This is a genomic window from Stenotrophomonas sp. PS02300 (assembly GCF_029959395.1).
Taxonomy (GTDB): domain Bacteria; phylum Pseudomonadota; class Gammaproteobacteria; order Xanthomonadales; family Xanthomonadaceae; genus Stenotrophomonas; species Stenotrophomonas maltophilia_AD.
The window spans coordinates 1-14,671 of the sequence record NZ_JASCOP010000103.1 but is presented as its reverse complement, the minus strand read 5'-3'; the positions used below and the strand labels follow the sequence as shown (position 1 = coordinate 14,671).

Genomic DNA, 14,671 nt, shown 5'->3' with positions numbered 1-14,671 from the left:
GGGCTTGGTGCCGGTGAGCTTCTCGCTGCCGCAGTAAGGTCAGTGCTGGGGGGTCCCGGACCCGGGACCCCGCACTTTTTTGACGGCCGTCACCGATTGCGCGAATTAAGCAATTTTTCACGGTTACGTCACCTGTTGGAAACCTAGATTGGCGCCGACGCGTCAATCCGTTGACGGCGCCCAGCCCCGACACCCGGTTTTCCAGTCAGGAGAGAAGCTGTGAAACACCCGATCCAACAACGCTACCGCGGCAGCCGTCGCACCCCGCTTGCCCACTCCATTTCCTCGGCCCTTGCCGGCAGCATGCTGCTGCTGGTTGGCGCCCTCGCCTCCTCCTCGGCCATGGCCCAGGACCAGGCCACCAACCTGGACCGCATCACGGTCACCGGGTCGAACATTCCCCGCACCAATACTGAAACCCCCTCGCCCGTGCAGGTGGTGACGCGCCAGGACATCGACCGCAGCGGCAAGACCACCGTGGCCGAGTAGCTGCAGACGCTCACCTCCGACGGCGCCGGCTCCATCCCCAAGACCTTCGGCAACGGCTTCGCCGGCGGCGGCGCGGGCATTTCGCTGCGCGGCCTCGGCGCCGGCTCCACGCTGGTGCTGTTGAACGGTCGCCGCATGGCCACCTACGGCCTGGCCGATGACGGCCAGAAGGTCTTCACCGACCTCAGCACCATCCCGCTGGATGCGGTCGAGCGCGTGGAAGTGCTGAAGGACGGCGCCTCGGCGATCTACGGTTCCGACGCCATCGCCGGCGTGGTCAACATCATCCTGCGCAGCGATTTCGAAGGCGCGATCCTGCGCGGCTCCTACGGCCTCTCCGGCGACAGCGACGGCGATGCGAAGAAGGCCACCTTGACCGCCGGTACCGGCGACATCGCCACCGACGGGTGGAACGCATTCTTCAGCCTGGATGTGGGCAAGACCGATGCGATCAAGATCAGCGACCGCAAGGACCGCAAGTGGATCGGTACGGGTGACCTGCGCCGCTGGGGCATCGCTGCCTCCGACGCGCAGTTCCTCACCGGCGCATTCCTCAACGGCGCCACCAGCGGCGGCTCCGGCCCGAACGGTTCGGTGTTCGATGACCGCAACGTGGATGCCGACAACCCGGCCTTCCTGGTGCCGCTGCCGGGCTGCCAGTCGGTGACCAACATCCCGGGCCAGACCGATGCCTCGATCGCCGAAGACGGGTGTCTGTACGATGCGGTCCAGCAGTTCCGCGACCTCAGCCCGAAGGACGAGTACGTCAACGTGTTCGGCCGCGCCAGCTTCGCCTATGGCGAAGGCGGCGAGATCTACACGGAAATCGGCTACTCCAAGAAGGAAACCGTGTTCAGCAACACCCCGTCGGGTGTGTCCGGCAGCTGGGGTTATCCGGGCGGGCCGCGCAACGCCAGCAGTGGCCCTGGCGCCGTGGTGCTTTCCCCGACCCATCCGGACAACGTGATCCCCGGCCAAGCCTCGCGCCTGCGTTACACGGCCTGGGACGTGGGCCCGCGCGTGACCACCAACACCAACGAGTTCACCCGCTTCCTGGTGGGCACCAAGGGCAACTGGGGCGAGTGGGGCTACGACACCGCGTTCCTGCACTCAGGTACCGAGCTGACCAACAAGCGCACCGGCTTCCTGCGTTACAGCTCCGTGCTCTGCGCCCTGGGTGATCCGGCCTGTGCCGGCGGCACCTGGCGCATCGGCGACGACGCCGGCCTCAACTCGCAGGCGCTGTACGACTACATCTCGCCGGACATCCAGGCCCGCGCCTCGTCCAGCCTGGACATGTTCGACTTCACCGTCACGCGCAGCCTGATGGACCTCAAGGGCGGCCCGCTCGGCCTGGCGCTGGGCACCGAATGGCGCAAGACCAGCAACAGCCTCACCCCGCAGACCTCCACCGACCAGGGCGACATCATCGGCCTGGGCTATTCGGCGTATGACGGCACCCAGAACGTGTACGCCGGGTACGTCGAACTGTCCGCCCCGGTGCTGGAACAGCTGGAACTGACCGGCGCGGTGCGCTACGACAAGTACGAAAGCGGCGACGGCAAGGCCACCCCGAAGCTGGGCGTGAAGTGGACCCCGGTGGACTGGGTGGCACTGCGCGCCACCTACGCCGAAGGCTTCCGTGCGCCGAACCCGGCCGAGAACGGCGACGGCGGCCTGGCCGCGTTCTCCACCGCCCGCGACCCGGTCCGCTGCGCGGCCAGCCCGCCGGCCGATGTCACCACCAACTGCGGCGCGCGGCCGGTGGCGATCATCACCAGCCCGAACCCGGACCTGGTGCCCGAGGAATCCAAGAGCTACTCCTTCGGCATCGTGCTGCAGCCGACGGCCACCACCTCGCTGACCGTGGACGCGTGGGAAATCAAGCGCACCAACGAGATCGCGCAGGGCAGCACCGCCGATGCGATCGCGGCGGGCAACGTGCTGCGTGACACCGACCTGATCGGCGGCGTTCCCGGCACCGGCACCATACTGGCGGTCAACACCGCCTACGTGAATGCCAACTCGTCGCGGGTGCGCGGTATCGATACCGATATCCGCCAGACCTTCGACATCGGCCCGGGCCAGCTGGAAATGGACCTGCAGTGGAGCCACGTGCTGAAGTTCGAACGCACCGAAGGCGACAACACGGTCGATTACGTGGGCACGCACGGCAACTGCGACGTGACCAACTGCATCGGCACGCCGGAAGACCGCATCAACTTCGGCACCACCTGGAAGCAGGACGCGTGGAGCGTCAGCGGCGTGGTCAACTACATCAGCAGCCTGGAGAACAAGGACCGCCGCGGTGGCGATTACCTGGCCTTCTACTGGGATGGCACGCCGGTGGAGAAGATCTCTTCGTTCACCACCTTCGACCTGTCCGGCCGCTGGAACATCAGCGACGCGTTCGAGCTGAACGCTTCGGTGCAGAACGTGTTCGACCGTACCGCCCCGCTCGACCCGACCACCTACGGTGGCGTGAACTACAACCCGCTGCACTTCAGCGGCGCAATCGGGCGTTACTTCACGGTGGGTGCGAAGTACACCTTCAACTGATCCACGCCGTTGTGAAACAAAAAAGCCCGGGCAATGCCCGGGCTTTTTTTTGCGGCAGGGCCACGCCCTGCGTGGCTGTGCCAAAAAAAAGCCTCGCATCGCTGCGAGGCTTCTAAAAACTTGGCGCCCGAAGTTGGACTCGAACCAACGACCCCCTGATTAACAGTCAAGTGCTCTAACCGGCTGAGCTATTCGGGCGGGGTGCGCATTGTAACCAGTTTTTCGCAGCTTGTAACCCGTCCTCGCGGAATTTCTTCACGCGCGGTGATACGGGTGGTTGGCCAGCATCGCCGCCGCACGGTACAGCTGTTCGGCCACCACCAGCCGCACCAGCATGTGCGGCAGGGTGAGCGGACCGATCGACCACTTCTCGTCGGCCAACGCAGAGACTTCGGGCGAATGCCCTTCCGGGCCACCAATCAGGAACGCCAGGTCCCTTCCCTGGCCGCGCCAATGCTCCAGGCGCTGCGCCAGCTGCTCGGAGCTGAGCTGCCTGCCCGGCACATCCAGCGCCACCACATACGCATTCTTGGGCAGCGCGGCGATCACCCGCTTGCCTTCGTCTTCGGTCGCGCGGCGCGCATCGCGCCCCTTGCCGCGCAGGCCCGGCTCGATTTCCACCAGCTCGAACGGCAACCAGTGCGAGAGCCGCTTCTGGTATTCGGCAAAGCCCTGCGCCACCCAGCTGGGCGCGCGTTCACCGGTAGCGATCAACCTGGCTTTCATCGTCATGCTCCTTCAAATGACAACGGCGCCATCGGGCGCCGTTGTCGCTACTGCGTGCGCGGGCTTCAGCGCGCGGCGTAGTCGTCTTCGTCGTCGGCGTCATCCAGCAGGCTCGGCGGCTGGTCGCCGACGGTCCACAGGCGCTCGAGCGCGTAGAACTCGCGCACGCGCGGCAGCATCACGTGCACGATCACGTCGCCCAGGTCGACCAGCACCCACTCCGCTTCGCGCTCGCCTTCCACGCCCAGCGGCATCACGCCCAGGTTCTTGGCGAACTTGACCACTTCGTCGGCGATCGACTTCACGTGGCGGCTGGAGGTGCCCGACGCGATCACCATGTAATCGGCGACGCTGGACTTGCCGATCACGTCGATTTCGACGAGATCCTTGGCCTTCAGTTCTTCGGTGGCCTTGCGCACGCAATCAAGCAGCTGCTCATTGGACGGCGCCGGGTTCGGCAGTTGGACCTTGATGGTCTGGGGCTGGGCTTGATTGTTCAAAGCAGGGCAACTCGATAAATGTGGCGCCGATTATACGGGGCGGACGAGCTGAACGTGTTCATGCCGTATGGAGGCCGTACAGCCCGTGCGCGGCGACGTAATCGGCGACCGGGGGCGGCAGCAGTTCCCGCCAGTCCCCGCCCGCGGCGATTCGCTCGCGGACTTCCGTGGCGGATTCGTTGCGCAGCGGGGCGTGCAGGCGCAGCACGCGGCCGGCCGGGGCATTGAACAGCTCACGCTCGTGGCTGGCCCAGCGGCCTTCCAGCGCCTGCTGCAGCGGGGCCGGCAGGGCCTGCTCAAGCGAGCTTCCCGGTCGGTCGGCCACGATGAAATGCGCCAGCTCGAACAGGTCCTCCCACTGGTGCCAGCTGGGCAGGCCCAGCAGGCTGTCGGCGCCCACCAGCCAGGCAATCGGCTGGCGCGGGCCCAGTTCGGCACGCAGCTCGCGCAGCGTGTCGACGGTGTAGGAAGGGGTTTCCGGCTGGCGCTGGGCGCGCTCCATCTCACGCCGGTCCAGCAGCAGGCCCGGTTCGTCGCCGATCGCCAGTGCCAGCATCTGCGCGCGCTGGGCGGCATTGGCACCCGGCGCTGGCCGGTGCGGCGGATCGGCCGCCGGCAGCAGGCGCACGGCAACCTGCAACTGGTCGCGCGCCGCACGCGCGATGGCCAGGTGCCCCAGGTGCACCGGGTCGAAGGTTCCGCCGTAATGGATGCGCAGGCCCATCGGGCTCAGGCGCGGGCCAGCAGGCGTACCGCGCGCGCTTCAGCCACCGCCACCAGCAGGCGCTCCAGCCCCAGCCAGGGATCGCCATCGGCGCGGCCCTTGGCCATGCGGTCCACCAGCCCGGCTTCGGCCACGAAGCGCTCCCAGCGCTTGGCGTCAGGGTGGCGCTGCAGGGCCCGCTTGAAGGGAGCCTGGCGCGATTCCCAGATGCCGCGGCTCTTCATCTCCGCGGCCAGGTTGCCCCCGCGCGCCTGCACCCGGGCCAGCGCGGCGGTGGACAGCATCTCGCGGATCACCATCGGCATCAGCGCGGCCACCGCCTCGCCTTCGCCGCGCAGCCCGGCCAGCATGCGCAGCACCGACGCCGGTTGCCCCGAGAAGGTGGCTTCCAGCAGCCGGAACACGTCGTAGCGGGCGGCGTCGGCCACCAGCGATTCCATGGTGTCCGCATCCAGCGTCTGGCCACTGGCCAGCAGCGCCAGCTTGTCGATTTCCTGTGCTGCCGCCAGCAGGTTGCCTTCCACCCGCTCGGCCAGCCGCTGCACGGCGGCCGGATCGGCGCGCAGGCCCTGCTGGCGCAGGCGGCGTTCGATCCAGTCCGGCAGTTCATGCGGTTTGATCGCCCAGGCCACCGACAGCACGCCGACGCGGTTCACCGCCTCGGCCCACTTGCCCTGGTGGGCCTTGCTCCATTCGTTGCAGGTGATCAGCAGGATCACGTCCGGCGCCGGGTTGGCGCAGAACTGGCTGATGACCTCCCCGCCCTCCTTGCCCGGCTTGCCGGTGGGCAGGCGCAGCTCCACCAGCCGGCGCGCACTGAACAGGCTGGGTGCGTTGAAGGTGGCGTCGAGCTGGTTCCAGTCGAAATCACGCCCGTCGGCGTCGAACACTTCGCGTTCGCTGATGCCGTCGGCGCGGGCCCGCGCACGCACCGCATCGGCCGCTTCCAGCACGCGCAGCGTTTCCGGTCCGGCAATCAGGTACACCGGCGCCAGGGCCTGGCTGGCCGGCTGACTGGAAAGCTGTGCGGGGCGCAGTCCCATCGTGCGGCCGGTCCGCCAGCGGACCGGTCAGCCGCCCTGCGGCGGCTTGACGGCCGGCACGTCGGCCGGCGGCGTGGTCGACGGCACGCCGGCAGGCGTTGCTGCCGGATCAGCGGCCGGCTTGGCGGGTCGGTTGAGCTGGCCGCGTTCCAGCTCGGCACGTACCACGCTGTCGATGCGGCGCAGGATCGACGCCGACATTTCACGGCGCAGTTCATCGGCCAGGATTTCGCGTTCGGTGGTGGTACCGGTGGAATCGGCCGGCGGCGACACGTAATCGCGCGACAGCTCGATCACCTGCTGCGGCACCAGGTCGCTGCCGTCCTCGCGGCGGAACACGAAGATCACCGCGTAGCGCAGGCTGAACTCCTGCGCACGGCCCTGCGCATCGATCGCGATGGGCAGGTCGCCCCAGCGCTCGGACACCACCTGCAGCCGTGCGGCCGGTTCCTTGCTGTCGGATTCGGCAATCGTCGCGCCCGAGGCCTGCAGGCCCCGGCGCAGCAGCTTGGCCAGCTCACTGTACGGCGCGGAGGACACCACCTTCACCGCAGCGGTGTCGGCCGGCAGCATCAGCTTGTTGCGCAGGTGGAAGCCACACCCGGCGAGGGTTACGGTCAGAACGATGGCAAGCAGGAATCGGGTCATGTTCACAGTCTGGAGGAGCCGGGCGAAGCCGGCAACAGAAAAATGGATGCCGATACGATGCCCGACCCTGCGTGAACGAAGCACGTAGAGCGGGGCTTACCCCGCCACGATGTTCACGATCTTGCCCGGCACGATGATGATCTTGCGCACGGTCAGCCCGTCCAGGAACTTCGCCGCGTTCGGCTCGGCCAGGCCCAGTGCCTCGATCTGGTCGCGCGGGGCATCGGCGGCCACCTCGATGGTGCCACGCAGCTTGCCATTGACCTGCACGGCCAGGGTCAGCGCATCACGCACCAGCGCGCTGGCGTCGGCCTGCGGGAACGGCTGGTCTTCCAGCAGCGTTTCGCCATGGCCCAGCACCTGCCACAACGCATGGCTGGCATGCGGGGTGATCGGGTTGAGCAGCAGCACGGCGGCCTGCAGCGCTTCCTGGCGGACCGCACGGCCCTGCGCGGAGCCGTCATCGAACTTGGCCAGGGCGTTCATCAGCTCCATCACCGCGGCGATGGCGGTGTTGAAGCTGTGGCGGCGGCCGTAGTCATCACTGACCTTGCCGATGGTTTCGTGAGTCTTGCGGCGCAGCGCCTTCTGCTCGGCGGTCAGCGCAGCCAGCTCCAGTGCCGGGGCAACCCCCTCGTCCGCATGCTTCTGCACCTGGGTCCACAGCCGGCGCAGGAAACGCGCCATGCCGTCCACGCCGGCTTCGTTCCACTCCAGCGATTGTTCCGGCGGCGCGGCGAACATCGAGAACAGGCGCACGGTGTCGGCGCCGTAGCGGCTCACCATGGCCTGTGGGTCCACGCCGTTGTTCTTGGACTTGGACATCTTCTCGGTGCCGCCGATCTCCACCGGCTGGCCATCGGCGATCAGCACCGCACCGGTGATGCGGCCGCGCTCGTCGCGCTGCACGTCCACGTCGGCCGGGTTGATCCAGTCCTTGGAACCGTCCGGGTTCTGGCGGAAATAGGTATCGGCGATTACCATGCCCTGGCACAGCAGGTTCTGCGCCGGTTCGTTGCTGTCCACCATGCGCGCATCGCGCAGCAGCTTGTGGAAGAAACGGAAGTACATCAGGTGCAGGATCGCGTGTTCGATGCCGCCGATGTACTGGTCCACCGGCAGCCAGTAGTTGCCGCGCTTGTCCACCGCGTCACGGGCACCCGGGGAGGTGTAGCGCGCGTAGTACCAGCTCGATTCCATGAAGGTATCGAAGGTATCGGTCTCGCGCTCGGCCGCGCCGCCGCAATCAGGGCAGGTGGTCTTGCGCCATTCCGGGTCTGCCTTGATCGGCGAACCGGTGCCCACGAAGTTGACGTCTTCCGGCAGTACCACCGGCAGCTGCTCTTCCGGCACCGGCAGTGCGCCGCACTTGGGGCAGTAGATCACCGGAATCGGGCAGCCCCAGTAACGCTGGCGGCTCACGCCCCAGTCGCGCAGGCGGTAGTTCACCCGGCGCTGGCCCTGGGCCTTGCGCTCGAAACGTTCGGCCAGCGCCTCGAATGCGCCCTGGAAATCCAGGCCGTCGAATTCGTCGGAATTGACCAGTTCGGTCTCGCGGGTCTTGTCGCCGTACCAGTCCTGCCAGCGGGTCGCATCGTAGGCGGCCTCGTCCTTGCGCGGCGACTTCAGCGCGATCACCTGGCGGATCGGCAGGCCGTACTTGTTGGCAAATTCATTGTCACGCTGGTCGTGGCCCGGCACGGCCATCACCGCACCGGTGCCGTAGCCCATCAGCACGAAGTTGGCCACCCACACCGGCACCTGGGCGCCGGTGACCGGGTGCACCGCGCGCAGGCCGGTGTCCATGCCGCGCTTTTCCTGGGTTTCCAGTTCGGCTTCGGACACGCCGCCCTGCTTCATCTCGGCCAGCAGCGCGGCCAGGGCCGGGTTGCTCTTGGCTGCATGCAGCGCCAGCGGGTGTTCGCCGGCGATGGACACGAAGGTCACGCCCATCACCGTGTCCGGCCGGGTGGTGAACACGCGCAGCGGGTCCAGCGCGCTGCCGTCGGCGTCGCGCACGTCGAACTGGATTTCCAGCCCTTCGGAGCGGCCGATCCAGTTGCGCTGCATGGTCTTGACCGAGTCCGGCCAGCCCGGCAGTTCATCCAGGCCGTCCAGCAGTTCCTGGGCGTAATCGGTGATGCGCAGGAACCACTGCGGGATCTCGCGCTTTTCCACCAGTGCGCCCGAGCGCCAGCCACGGCCGTCGATGACCTGTTCGTTGGCCAGCACGGTCTGGTCGACCGGGTCCCAGTTCACCACCGCGTTGCGGCGGTAAGCCAGGCCCTTGCGCATCAGCCGGGTGAACATGCGCTGTTCGTGCACGTAGTACTCGGGCGTGCAGGTGGCGAACTCGCGCGACCAGTCGATCGCATAGCCCATCGACTTGAACTGCCCACGCATGTGTTCGATGTTGGCGTAGGTCCACTTGGCCGGCGCGGTCTTGTTCTTGATCGCCGCGTTTTCCGCCGGCAGGCCGAACGCATCCCAGCCCATGGGCTGCAGCACGTTGTGGCCGGTCATCCGCTTGTAGCGGCTGATCACATCGCCAATCGTGTAATTGCGCACATGGCCCATGTGCAGCGCGCCCGACGGGTACGGCAGCATCGAAAGGCAGTAGTACTTCGGCTTGTCCGAGGCCTCGTTCACCTCGAAGGCGCGCGTGGCGTCCCAGAATTTCTGGGCGGCGGATTCAACCTGCTGCGGATCGTATACGTTGGGTTCGACGCTGGTCATGGAAAACACAGTTGCGGCGGCAAAGCGGCACAGCGTACCGCAGTGCGGCAAAGCGCTCCAATCATCAGCGCTGCCAATACCGGACCGGAATGGCATCCTGTTGATAAATCACGGAATTACCCATTCCCGGATAAACCACAGGCGCCATCCCGCGCGCACACCCGCGTGGATTGCGGTCGAATCCGTCAGTTCAGCCGTGGCGGACCTTGCTGGCCACCGGCAACGCAGCCGCCAGCCAGACCACCCAGGCCACGAAGGCCAGCCGCTGGGCCACCGGTGCGGGAATGACCGCCTGCAGCACGAACGCGCCCACCAGCACCGCCAGGCCGGCGGCCACGTGCAGCGCCGCCAGCCGCCCCCAGCCCGGCAGGCGCCGTGCGGCAAAACCGGACATCAGCGCGCCGGGCACGAACGCCAGCACCCAGACCATCCACGCGCTGGCGTGGTACTGGCTGGCCGGGCTCTCGATGTCGGTCGGGTCCAGCGGCAGCACGCCCATCGCGGCGAAGGCCAGCCCGGACAGCACCAGCATCTGGCCGCCCACGCGCATCGTCCACGGCGCGGTGACCGGCACCCGCGCCAGCAGGCGCAGCGCCACCACCACCGCCAGCAGTCCCGGCAGCACGAAGCCCAGCAGGTCGAAGGCCACTGCGTGCGGTATCCCGGTCGCGCCCAGCAGCGCCACCGGATGGCCCAGCGGCAGGTAACCCGGCAACACCGCACCGAAGCCCAGCACCGAAGCCAGGAACAGCACGGCGCCGGCCGCGCCGAACAAGGGGTCGAAACGTTGCACGGTCTTCATCGGGCCCTTCTCCGCAACCATTGGGGTTGCTTCTCAATATGGCCGGCACCATACACTGGGTACATCTTTAATCGTTGATTTCCCGACCATGAGCGAACTGCCCCACGTCTTTGACGCCACCACCGAAACCTTCGAAGCGCAGGTGCTGCAGAAGTCGCTGCAGACCCCGGTGCTGGTCGACTTCTGGGCCACCTGGTGCGAGCCCTGCAAGACCCTGGGGCCGATGCTGGAAAAGCTGGCCGGCGAATACAACGGCGCCTTCGAGCTGGCCAAGGTGGACGTGGACAAGGAGCAGCAGATCGCAGCAGCCTTCCAGATCCGCTCGGTGCCCACCGTGTTCCTGGTCAAGGGCGGCCAGCTGGTGGATGGCTTCCCCGGCGCGATTCCGGAAGGCCAGCTGCGCGAGTTCCTGGCCCAGCACGGCATCAGCCCTGCAGAGGCACCCGAAGCCGCCGCCGCCGAGCCGGCCCCGCTGGACCCGCAGGCGCGCGTGGATGTGCTGCGCGCCGGCATCGCCGCCGAGCCGGACAAGGAAGAGCTCAAGCTCGACCTGGCCCTGGCCCTGCTGCAGACCGGCGCCACCACCGAAGCCAGCGCGTTGATCGAGGCACTGCCGGCCAACCTGTCCACCGACGATCGAGCCGTGCGCGCCCGCGCCCGCCTGGATTTCGCCAAAGCGCTGCAGGACGCGCCCGCACCGGAGCAGCTGGAGGCGCGCATCGCCGCCGATGGCGGCGACCTGCAGGCGCGCCACCTGCGTGGCGTGCAGCAACTGCTTGGCGGCGAAGACGAAGCCGCATTGGAGCAGTTCCTGGCCATGCTGCAGAAAGACGGTTCCTACAGCGACAACCTGCCGCGCAAGCTGCTGATCGACGCCTTCAAGGTAATCGACGATGCCGCACTGGTCGGCCGTTACCGCCGTTCGATGGCCGCGCTGCTGTTCTGAGCCGCTGCGGCGTTCAGAATCCCTGCACCGGCGCCGGGCAATAATGTGATGGCGGTCTGATTTTTGACCGCGATCCATTCGGGGGGATGCGGTCTGGCCATGGGGGCTGCACGGCTGGGCCCCGCCTTCAGGGCACAGATGACCGTGAGTTCGACCCGCTTTCCGCGCGCCCGCGCCTGCTCCGCCCGCCTGCTGGTGCTGCTGGCGCTGCTGCTGCCTACCTTCCCGCTGCTGGCCCAGGACTGGACCTACCGGGTCCGTCCCGGCGACACCCTGTGGGACCTTGGGGCGCGCTACCTCAAGCCCAGCGTGGCGTGGGAACAGCTGCAGGCGCACAACCGGGTGGCCGACCCCTATCGGCTGCCGCCCGGCAGCCAGCTCCGGTTCCCCATTGCCTGGCTGCGGGTGCAGCCGGCACCGGCGCGGGTGCTGGCCGTGCGCGGCCCGGTGCAGGCGCGACGGGGCGACAACGGCCCCCTGCACGACGTTGCCGAAGGCGAGCAGCTCGGCATCGGTACCCATTTGCTGACCGGCAGCGATGCCAGCGTCACCCTCGCCTTCGCCGACGATTCACGCCTGCAGCTGCGCGAACACTCGCACCTGCGCCTGGACCAGCTCAGCCGCTATGGCCACACCGGCATGGTCGATACCCGCCTGCGCCTGGAACAGGGCCGCAGCAGCAACCGGGTCACCCCGGCCAAGGGTCCCGCCTCGCGCTACATCATCGATGCGCCCACCGCGACCAGCAGCGTGCGCGGCACGCAGTTCCGCGTCAGCGCCGGCGGCGCGGGCCGCATGGCCGCCACCGAGGTATTGGAAGGCCGCGTGCAGGTCGGCAACCGGCGTGGCCAGCAGCTGGTCACCCGCGGCCAGGCCACCCGCAACCGGGCGCTGGACGCCCGCCCCGACACCCCCGAAGCGCTGCTGCCGGCCCCGGTCCTGGCCCGTACCGGCCTGCGCCTGGACCCGCTGCCGGCACTGTTGGCATGGGAAGCAGTAGCGCAAGCCACCCAGTACCGGGTAGAAGTAGTGCGCGCCGATCAGCCGGAGATCCTCTTGTTCGCCAGGGACACCGCCGACACCACCATGACCGTGCCCGACCTGCCCCCCGGCCTGCTGCGGCTGCTGGTGCGCGCGGTCAGTGCCGATGGCGTGGAAGGCCTGGATGCGCAGGCCGATTTCAACGTGCGTGACCAGCCCGCCCCGCCGCTCACGGTGCGCCCGGTCAACGGCGACACGCTGGCCAGCCCGCGCCCGCGCTTCGAATGGAGCCAGGCGGAAGGCGCCGCCAGCACCGTGCTGCAGGTCGCCACCGAGCCGCAGTTCCTGCAGCCGGTGCTGGAGCAGGAAGGCCGCGGCACCCGCGTGCGCGCCAAGGACGACCTCGCCCCGGGCGCGTACTACTGGCGCGTGGCCTCGCGCGACGGCAACGGCCACCGCGGCCGCTTCGGCCAGCCGGTGGCCCTCGCCATCAGCGATGCGCCGGTGGACCCCGCGCTGCAGCCGCCGCAGGCAGCCAAGGGCCAGCTCACCCTGCGCTGGCAGGCCGGCGAGCCCGGCCAGCGCTACCGCGTGCAGCTGGACAAGCGCGGCGATTTCGCCCAACCGCTGCTCGACCAGCAGCTGGATCAGCCCGAGGTCACCCTCAAGCGGCCGTGGCACGGCACCCTGCACGTGCGCGTGCAGACCATCGATGACGACGGCTATGCCGGCCCGTTCTCGCCCGCGCAGCAGGTCACACTGCCCTGCCGCACCTGCTATGGCGCCGGTGGCGGCGCCCTGCTGCTGCTCCTGCTGCTGTGAGGCCGCTCACGCTCTCCTGGCCCCGGCGCATCGTGCTCGCGGTGCTGGTGGGCGTACTGGCGGCGGCAGCCAGCCACGGCCAGTGGTTCTGGAAGCAGGATGAAGCGATCTACGACACCTACGTGGGGTCGTGGGAATACACACCCGATCCACGCCTGCTGGTGGTGGCCATCGATGACAGCAGCCTGCAGCAGCTCGGCCAATGGCCGTGGCCGCGCTCGACCCATGCGCGCCTGCTCGACCGCCTCACCGCCGCCGGCAGCCAGCGCGTGGTGCTGGACCTGCTGCTGTCCGAACCGGACCGCCAGGACAGTGCGCAGGATGCCGAACTGGCCGCTGCGATCCGCCGCAACGGCCACGTGGTGCTACCGGTGCTGGCCGCACCGTCGAGCGGGCCGCGCATGGCCGAGGAACTGCTGCCGATTCCGTTGATCGCCGCCAACGCCTCGATGCTGGGCCACACCGATGTGGAAGTGGAGGCTGATGGCGTTACCCGCGGCCTGTACCTCACCGCGGGCATCGGCTCACCGCACTGGCCTGCGCTGGGCCTGGCGCTGGCCAACCTGCGCGGGCCACTGCCGGGGTTGATCGATCGTCCACGGCACGACGCGCCCTACCAATGGCACCGCAACCACTACGTGCGCGTCCGCTTCGCCGGCCCACCCGAGCGTTTCCCGCAGGTGTCGTACGCGGATGTGTTGAATGGCGATGTCGCGCCGGAAGTGCTGCACGATCGCCTGATCCTGGTCGGCATGACCGCCAGCGGCATCGCCCCGCGCCTGCTCACCCCGACCACACGCGAGCGCTGGATGAGCGGCACCGAGTACCAGGCCAACGTGGCCTCGATGCTGCTGACCGGCAACGTGATCAACGTGCTGGCACCGCCGTGGCAGGCGGCATTGAGCGGGCTGCTGGTGGCGCTGTGCGCACTGGGGCTGACCCTGCCGCGCGCGGTGGCCAGCGCCCTGCTTGCGCTGCCGCTGGCGTTGCTGTCCAGCTTCGTGCTGTTGCGCGCGGGCCAACTCTGGTTCGCGCCTGCTGCCGCGCTGACCTGCATGCTGGCGGTGATCTGCGCGTGGGTGCTCTGGCGGATCACCGCGTGGCGCCGGCAGGCCAACAGCGATGGCTTGACCGGGCTGGGCAACCGCGTGCGTTTCGAACAGACGCTGCAGCAGGAACATGATGCCGGCCGCCGCAGTGGTCGCCCACTGACCCTGGTGCTGATCGACGTGGACCACTTCAAGCAGCACAACGACCTGCACGGCCAACCTGCCGGCGACGCGGTGCTGCGCCGTATCGCCGACGAGATCCGCGCGCACGCGCGCCGCCCGCGCGACATGGCAGCGCGGTTTGGCGGCGATGAATTCGCCCTGGTGTTGCCCGATACAACGTCCGACGGCGCCGTCCAGGTCGTCGAAGACCTGATCGCCGCCGTGCGCGGCATGCACCGGGCCATCGGCCCGCAGCAGCACGCGCAGATCACCTTGAGCGTGGGCCTGTACACCCACATTCCCGACGCCACCACCGAACCGCGCCACTACTTCGAAGGCGCCGACGCCGCGCTGTACCGCGCCAAGGCCGCAGGCCGCGACGGCTACGCCACCGGCGACATGGAAACGGACAACACCGTGTAGAGCCACGCCCTGCGTGGCTGCTCTACGTTCCGGCACCGCATAGCCACGCAGGGCGTGGCTC

At 68.3% G+C, this 14,671-nt stretch carries 10 protein-coding genes, 1 tRNA gene and 1 pseudogene; 4 read left to right on the top strand and 8 right to left on the bottom strand.

Features of this window, described 5'->3' with window-relative positions; all coding sequences use genetic code 11:
- The first annotated feature begins 219 nt into the window (after positions 1–219).
- A pseudogene (locus QMX79_RS16010) lies at positions 220–3,048 on the top strand (TonB-dependent receptor).
- Positions 3,049–3,169: 121 nt separating this feature from the next.
- On the opposite strand, the gene QMX79_RS16005 reads toward QMX79_RS16010, so the two are convergent.
- The 8 genes from QMX79_RS16005 to QMX79_RS15970 form a co-directional block, all read right to left on the bottom strand.
- A tRNA-Asn gene (locus tag QMX79_RS16005) sits at positions 3,170–3,246 on the bottom strand.
- A 57-nt stretch (positions 3,247–3,303) separates the two neighbouring features.
- The gene (rlmH, locus tag QMX79_RS16000; RefSeq protein ID WP_025879294.1) at positions 3,304–3,774 is read right to left on the bottom strand and encodes a 23S rRNA (pseudouridine(1915)-N(3))-methyltransferase RlmH; all 471 of its coding nucleotides are present in this window, start codon (positions 3,772–3,774) and stop codon (positions 3,304–3,306) included.
- 65 nt (positions 3,775–3,839) lie between these two features.
- A complete protein-coding gene (gene rsfS, locus QMX79_RS15995; protein ID WP_282247614.1) occupies positions 3,840–4,274 on the bottom strand; it encodes a ribosome silencing factor in 435 nt (144 codons plus the stop codon).
- Positions 4,275–4,332: 58 nt separating this feature from the next.
- On the bottom strand, positions 4,333–4,998 hold the full coding sequence (nadD, locus tag QMX79_RS15990; RefSeq protein WP_282247613.1) for a nicotinate-nucleotide adenylyltransferase: 666 nt from the start codon (positions 4,996–4,998) through the stop codon (positions 4,333–4,335).
- A 5-nt stretch (positions 4,999–5,003) separates the two neighbouring features.
- Positions 5,004–6,041, bottom strand: a complete 1,038-nt coding sequence (gene holA / locus QMX79_RS15985; RefSeq protein WP_282247612.1) for a DNA polymerase III subunit delta — start codon at positions 6,039–6,041, stop codon at positions 5,004–5,006.
- Positions 6,042–6,068: 27 nt separating this feature from the next.
- Positions 6,069–6,689 (bottom strand): LPS assembly lipoprotein LptE, encoded by a 621-nt coding sequence (lptE, locus tag QMX79_RS15980; RefSeq protein WP_282247611.1) that lies wholly within the window; start codon positions 6,687–6,689, stop codon positions 6,069–6,071.
- Between the two features lie 96 nt (positions 6,690–6,785).
- On the bottom strand, positions 6,786–9,425 hold the full coding sequence (gene leuS, locus QMX79_RS15975) for a leucine--tRNA ligase (protein WP_282247610.1): 2,640 nt from the start codon (positions 9,423–9,425) through the stop codon (positions 6,786–6,788).
- 190 nt (positions 9,426–9,615) lie between these two features.
- Positions 9,616–10,227: a DUF998 domain-containing protein gene (locus QMX79_RS15970; protein WP_282247609.1), complete on the bottom strand. Its 612-nt coding sequence runs from the start codon at positions 10,225–10,227 to the stop codon at positions 9,616–9,618.
- An 88-nt stretch (positions 10,228–10,315) separates the two neighbouring features.
- Between QMX79_RS15970 and trxA the strand changes: the two genes are divergently transcribed.
- The 3 genes from trxA (at position 10,316) to QMX79_RS15955 (ending at position 14,610) form a co-directional block, all read left to right on the top strand.
- A complete protein-coding gene (trxA, locus tag QMX79_RS15965) occupies positions 10,316–11,173 on the top strand; it encodes a thioredoxin (protein ID WP_282247608.1) in 858 nt (285 codons plus the stop codon).
- 138 nt (positions 11,174–11,311) lie between these two features.
- On the top strand, positions 11,312–12,976 hold the full coding sequence (locus QMX79_RS15960) for a FecR domain-containing protein (protein ID WP_282247607.1): 1,665 nt from the start codon (positions 11,312–11,314) through the stop codon (positions 12,974–12,976).
- On the top strand, positions 12,973–14,610 hold the full coding sequence (locus tag QMX79_RS15955) for a CHASE2 domain-containing protein (protein WP_282247606.1): 1,638 nt from the start codon (positions 12,973–12,975) through the stop codon (positions 14,608–14,610). Before QMX79_RS15960 ends, QMX79_RS15955 begins: the two co-directional genes overlap by 4 nt.
- Positions 14,611–14,671: the final 61 nt, after the last annotated feature.

What these genes read in the sequence shown, in the direction of transcription:
- trxA (WP_282247608.1), top strand. Translation starts at nt 10,316, where the DNA reads ATGAGCGAACTGCCCCACGTCTTTGACGCCACCACCGAAACCTTCGAA.
- leuS (WP_282247610.1), bottom strand. Translation starts at nt 9,425, where the DNA reads ATGACCAGCGTCGAACCCAACGTATACGATCCGCAGCAGGTTGAATCC.
- QMX79_RS15960 (WP_282247607.1), top strand. Translation starts at nt 11,312, where the DNA reads ATGACCGTGAGTTCGACCCGCTTTCCGCGCGCCCGCGCCTGCTCCGCC.
- lptE (WP_282247611.1), bottom strand. Translation starts at nt 6,689, where the DNA reads ATGACCCGATTCCTGCTTGCCATCGTTCTGACCGTAACCCTCGCCGGG.
- holA (WP_282247612.1), bottom strand. Translation starts at nt 6,041, where the DNA reads ATGGGACTGCGCCCCGCACAGCTTTCCAGTCAGCCGGCCAGCCAGGCC.
- QMX79_RS15970 (WP_282247609.1), bottom strand. Translation starts at nt 10,227, where the DNA reads ATGAAGACCGTGCAACGTTTCGACCCCTTGTTCGGCGCGGCCGGCGCC.
- nadD (WP_282247613.1), bottom strand. Translation starts at nt 4,998, where the DNA reads ATGGGCCTGCGCATCCATTACGGCGGAACCTTCGACCCGGTGCACCTG.
- rlmH (WP_025879294.1), bottom strand. Translation starts at nt 3,774, where the DNA reads ATGAAAGCCAGGTTGATCGCTACCGGTGAACGCGCGCCCAGCTGGGTG.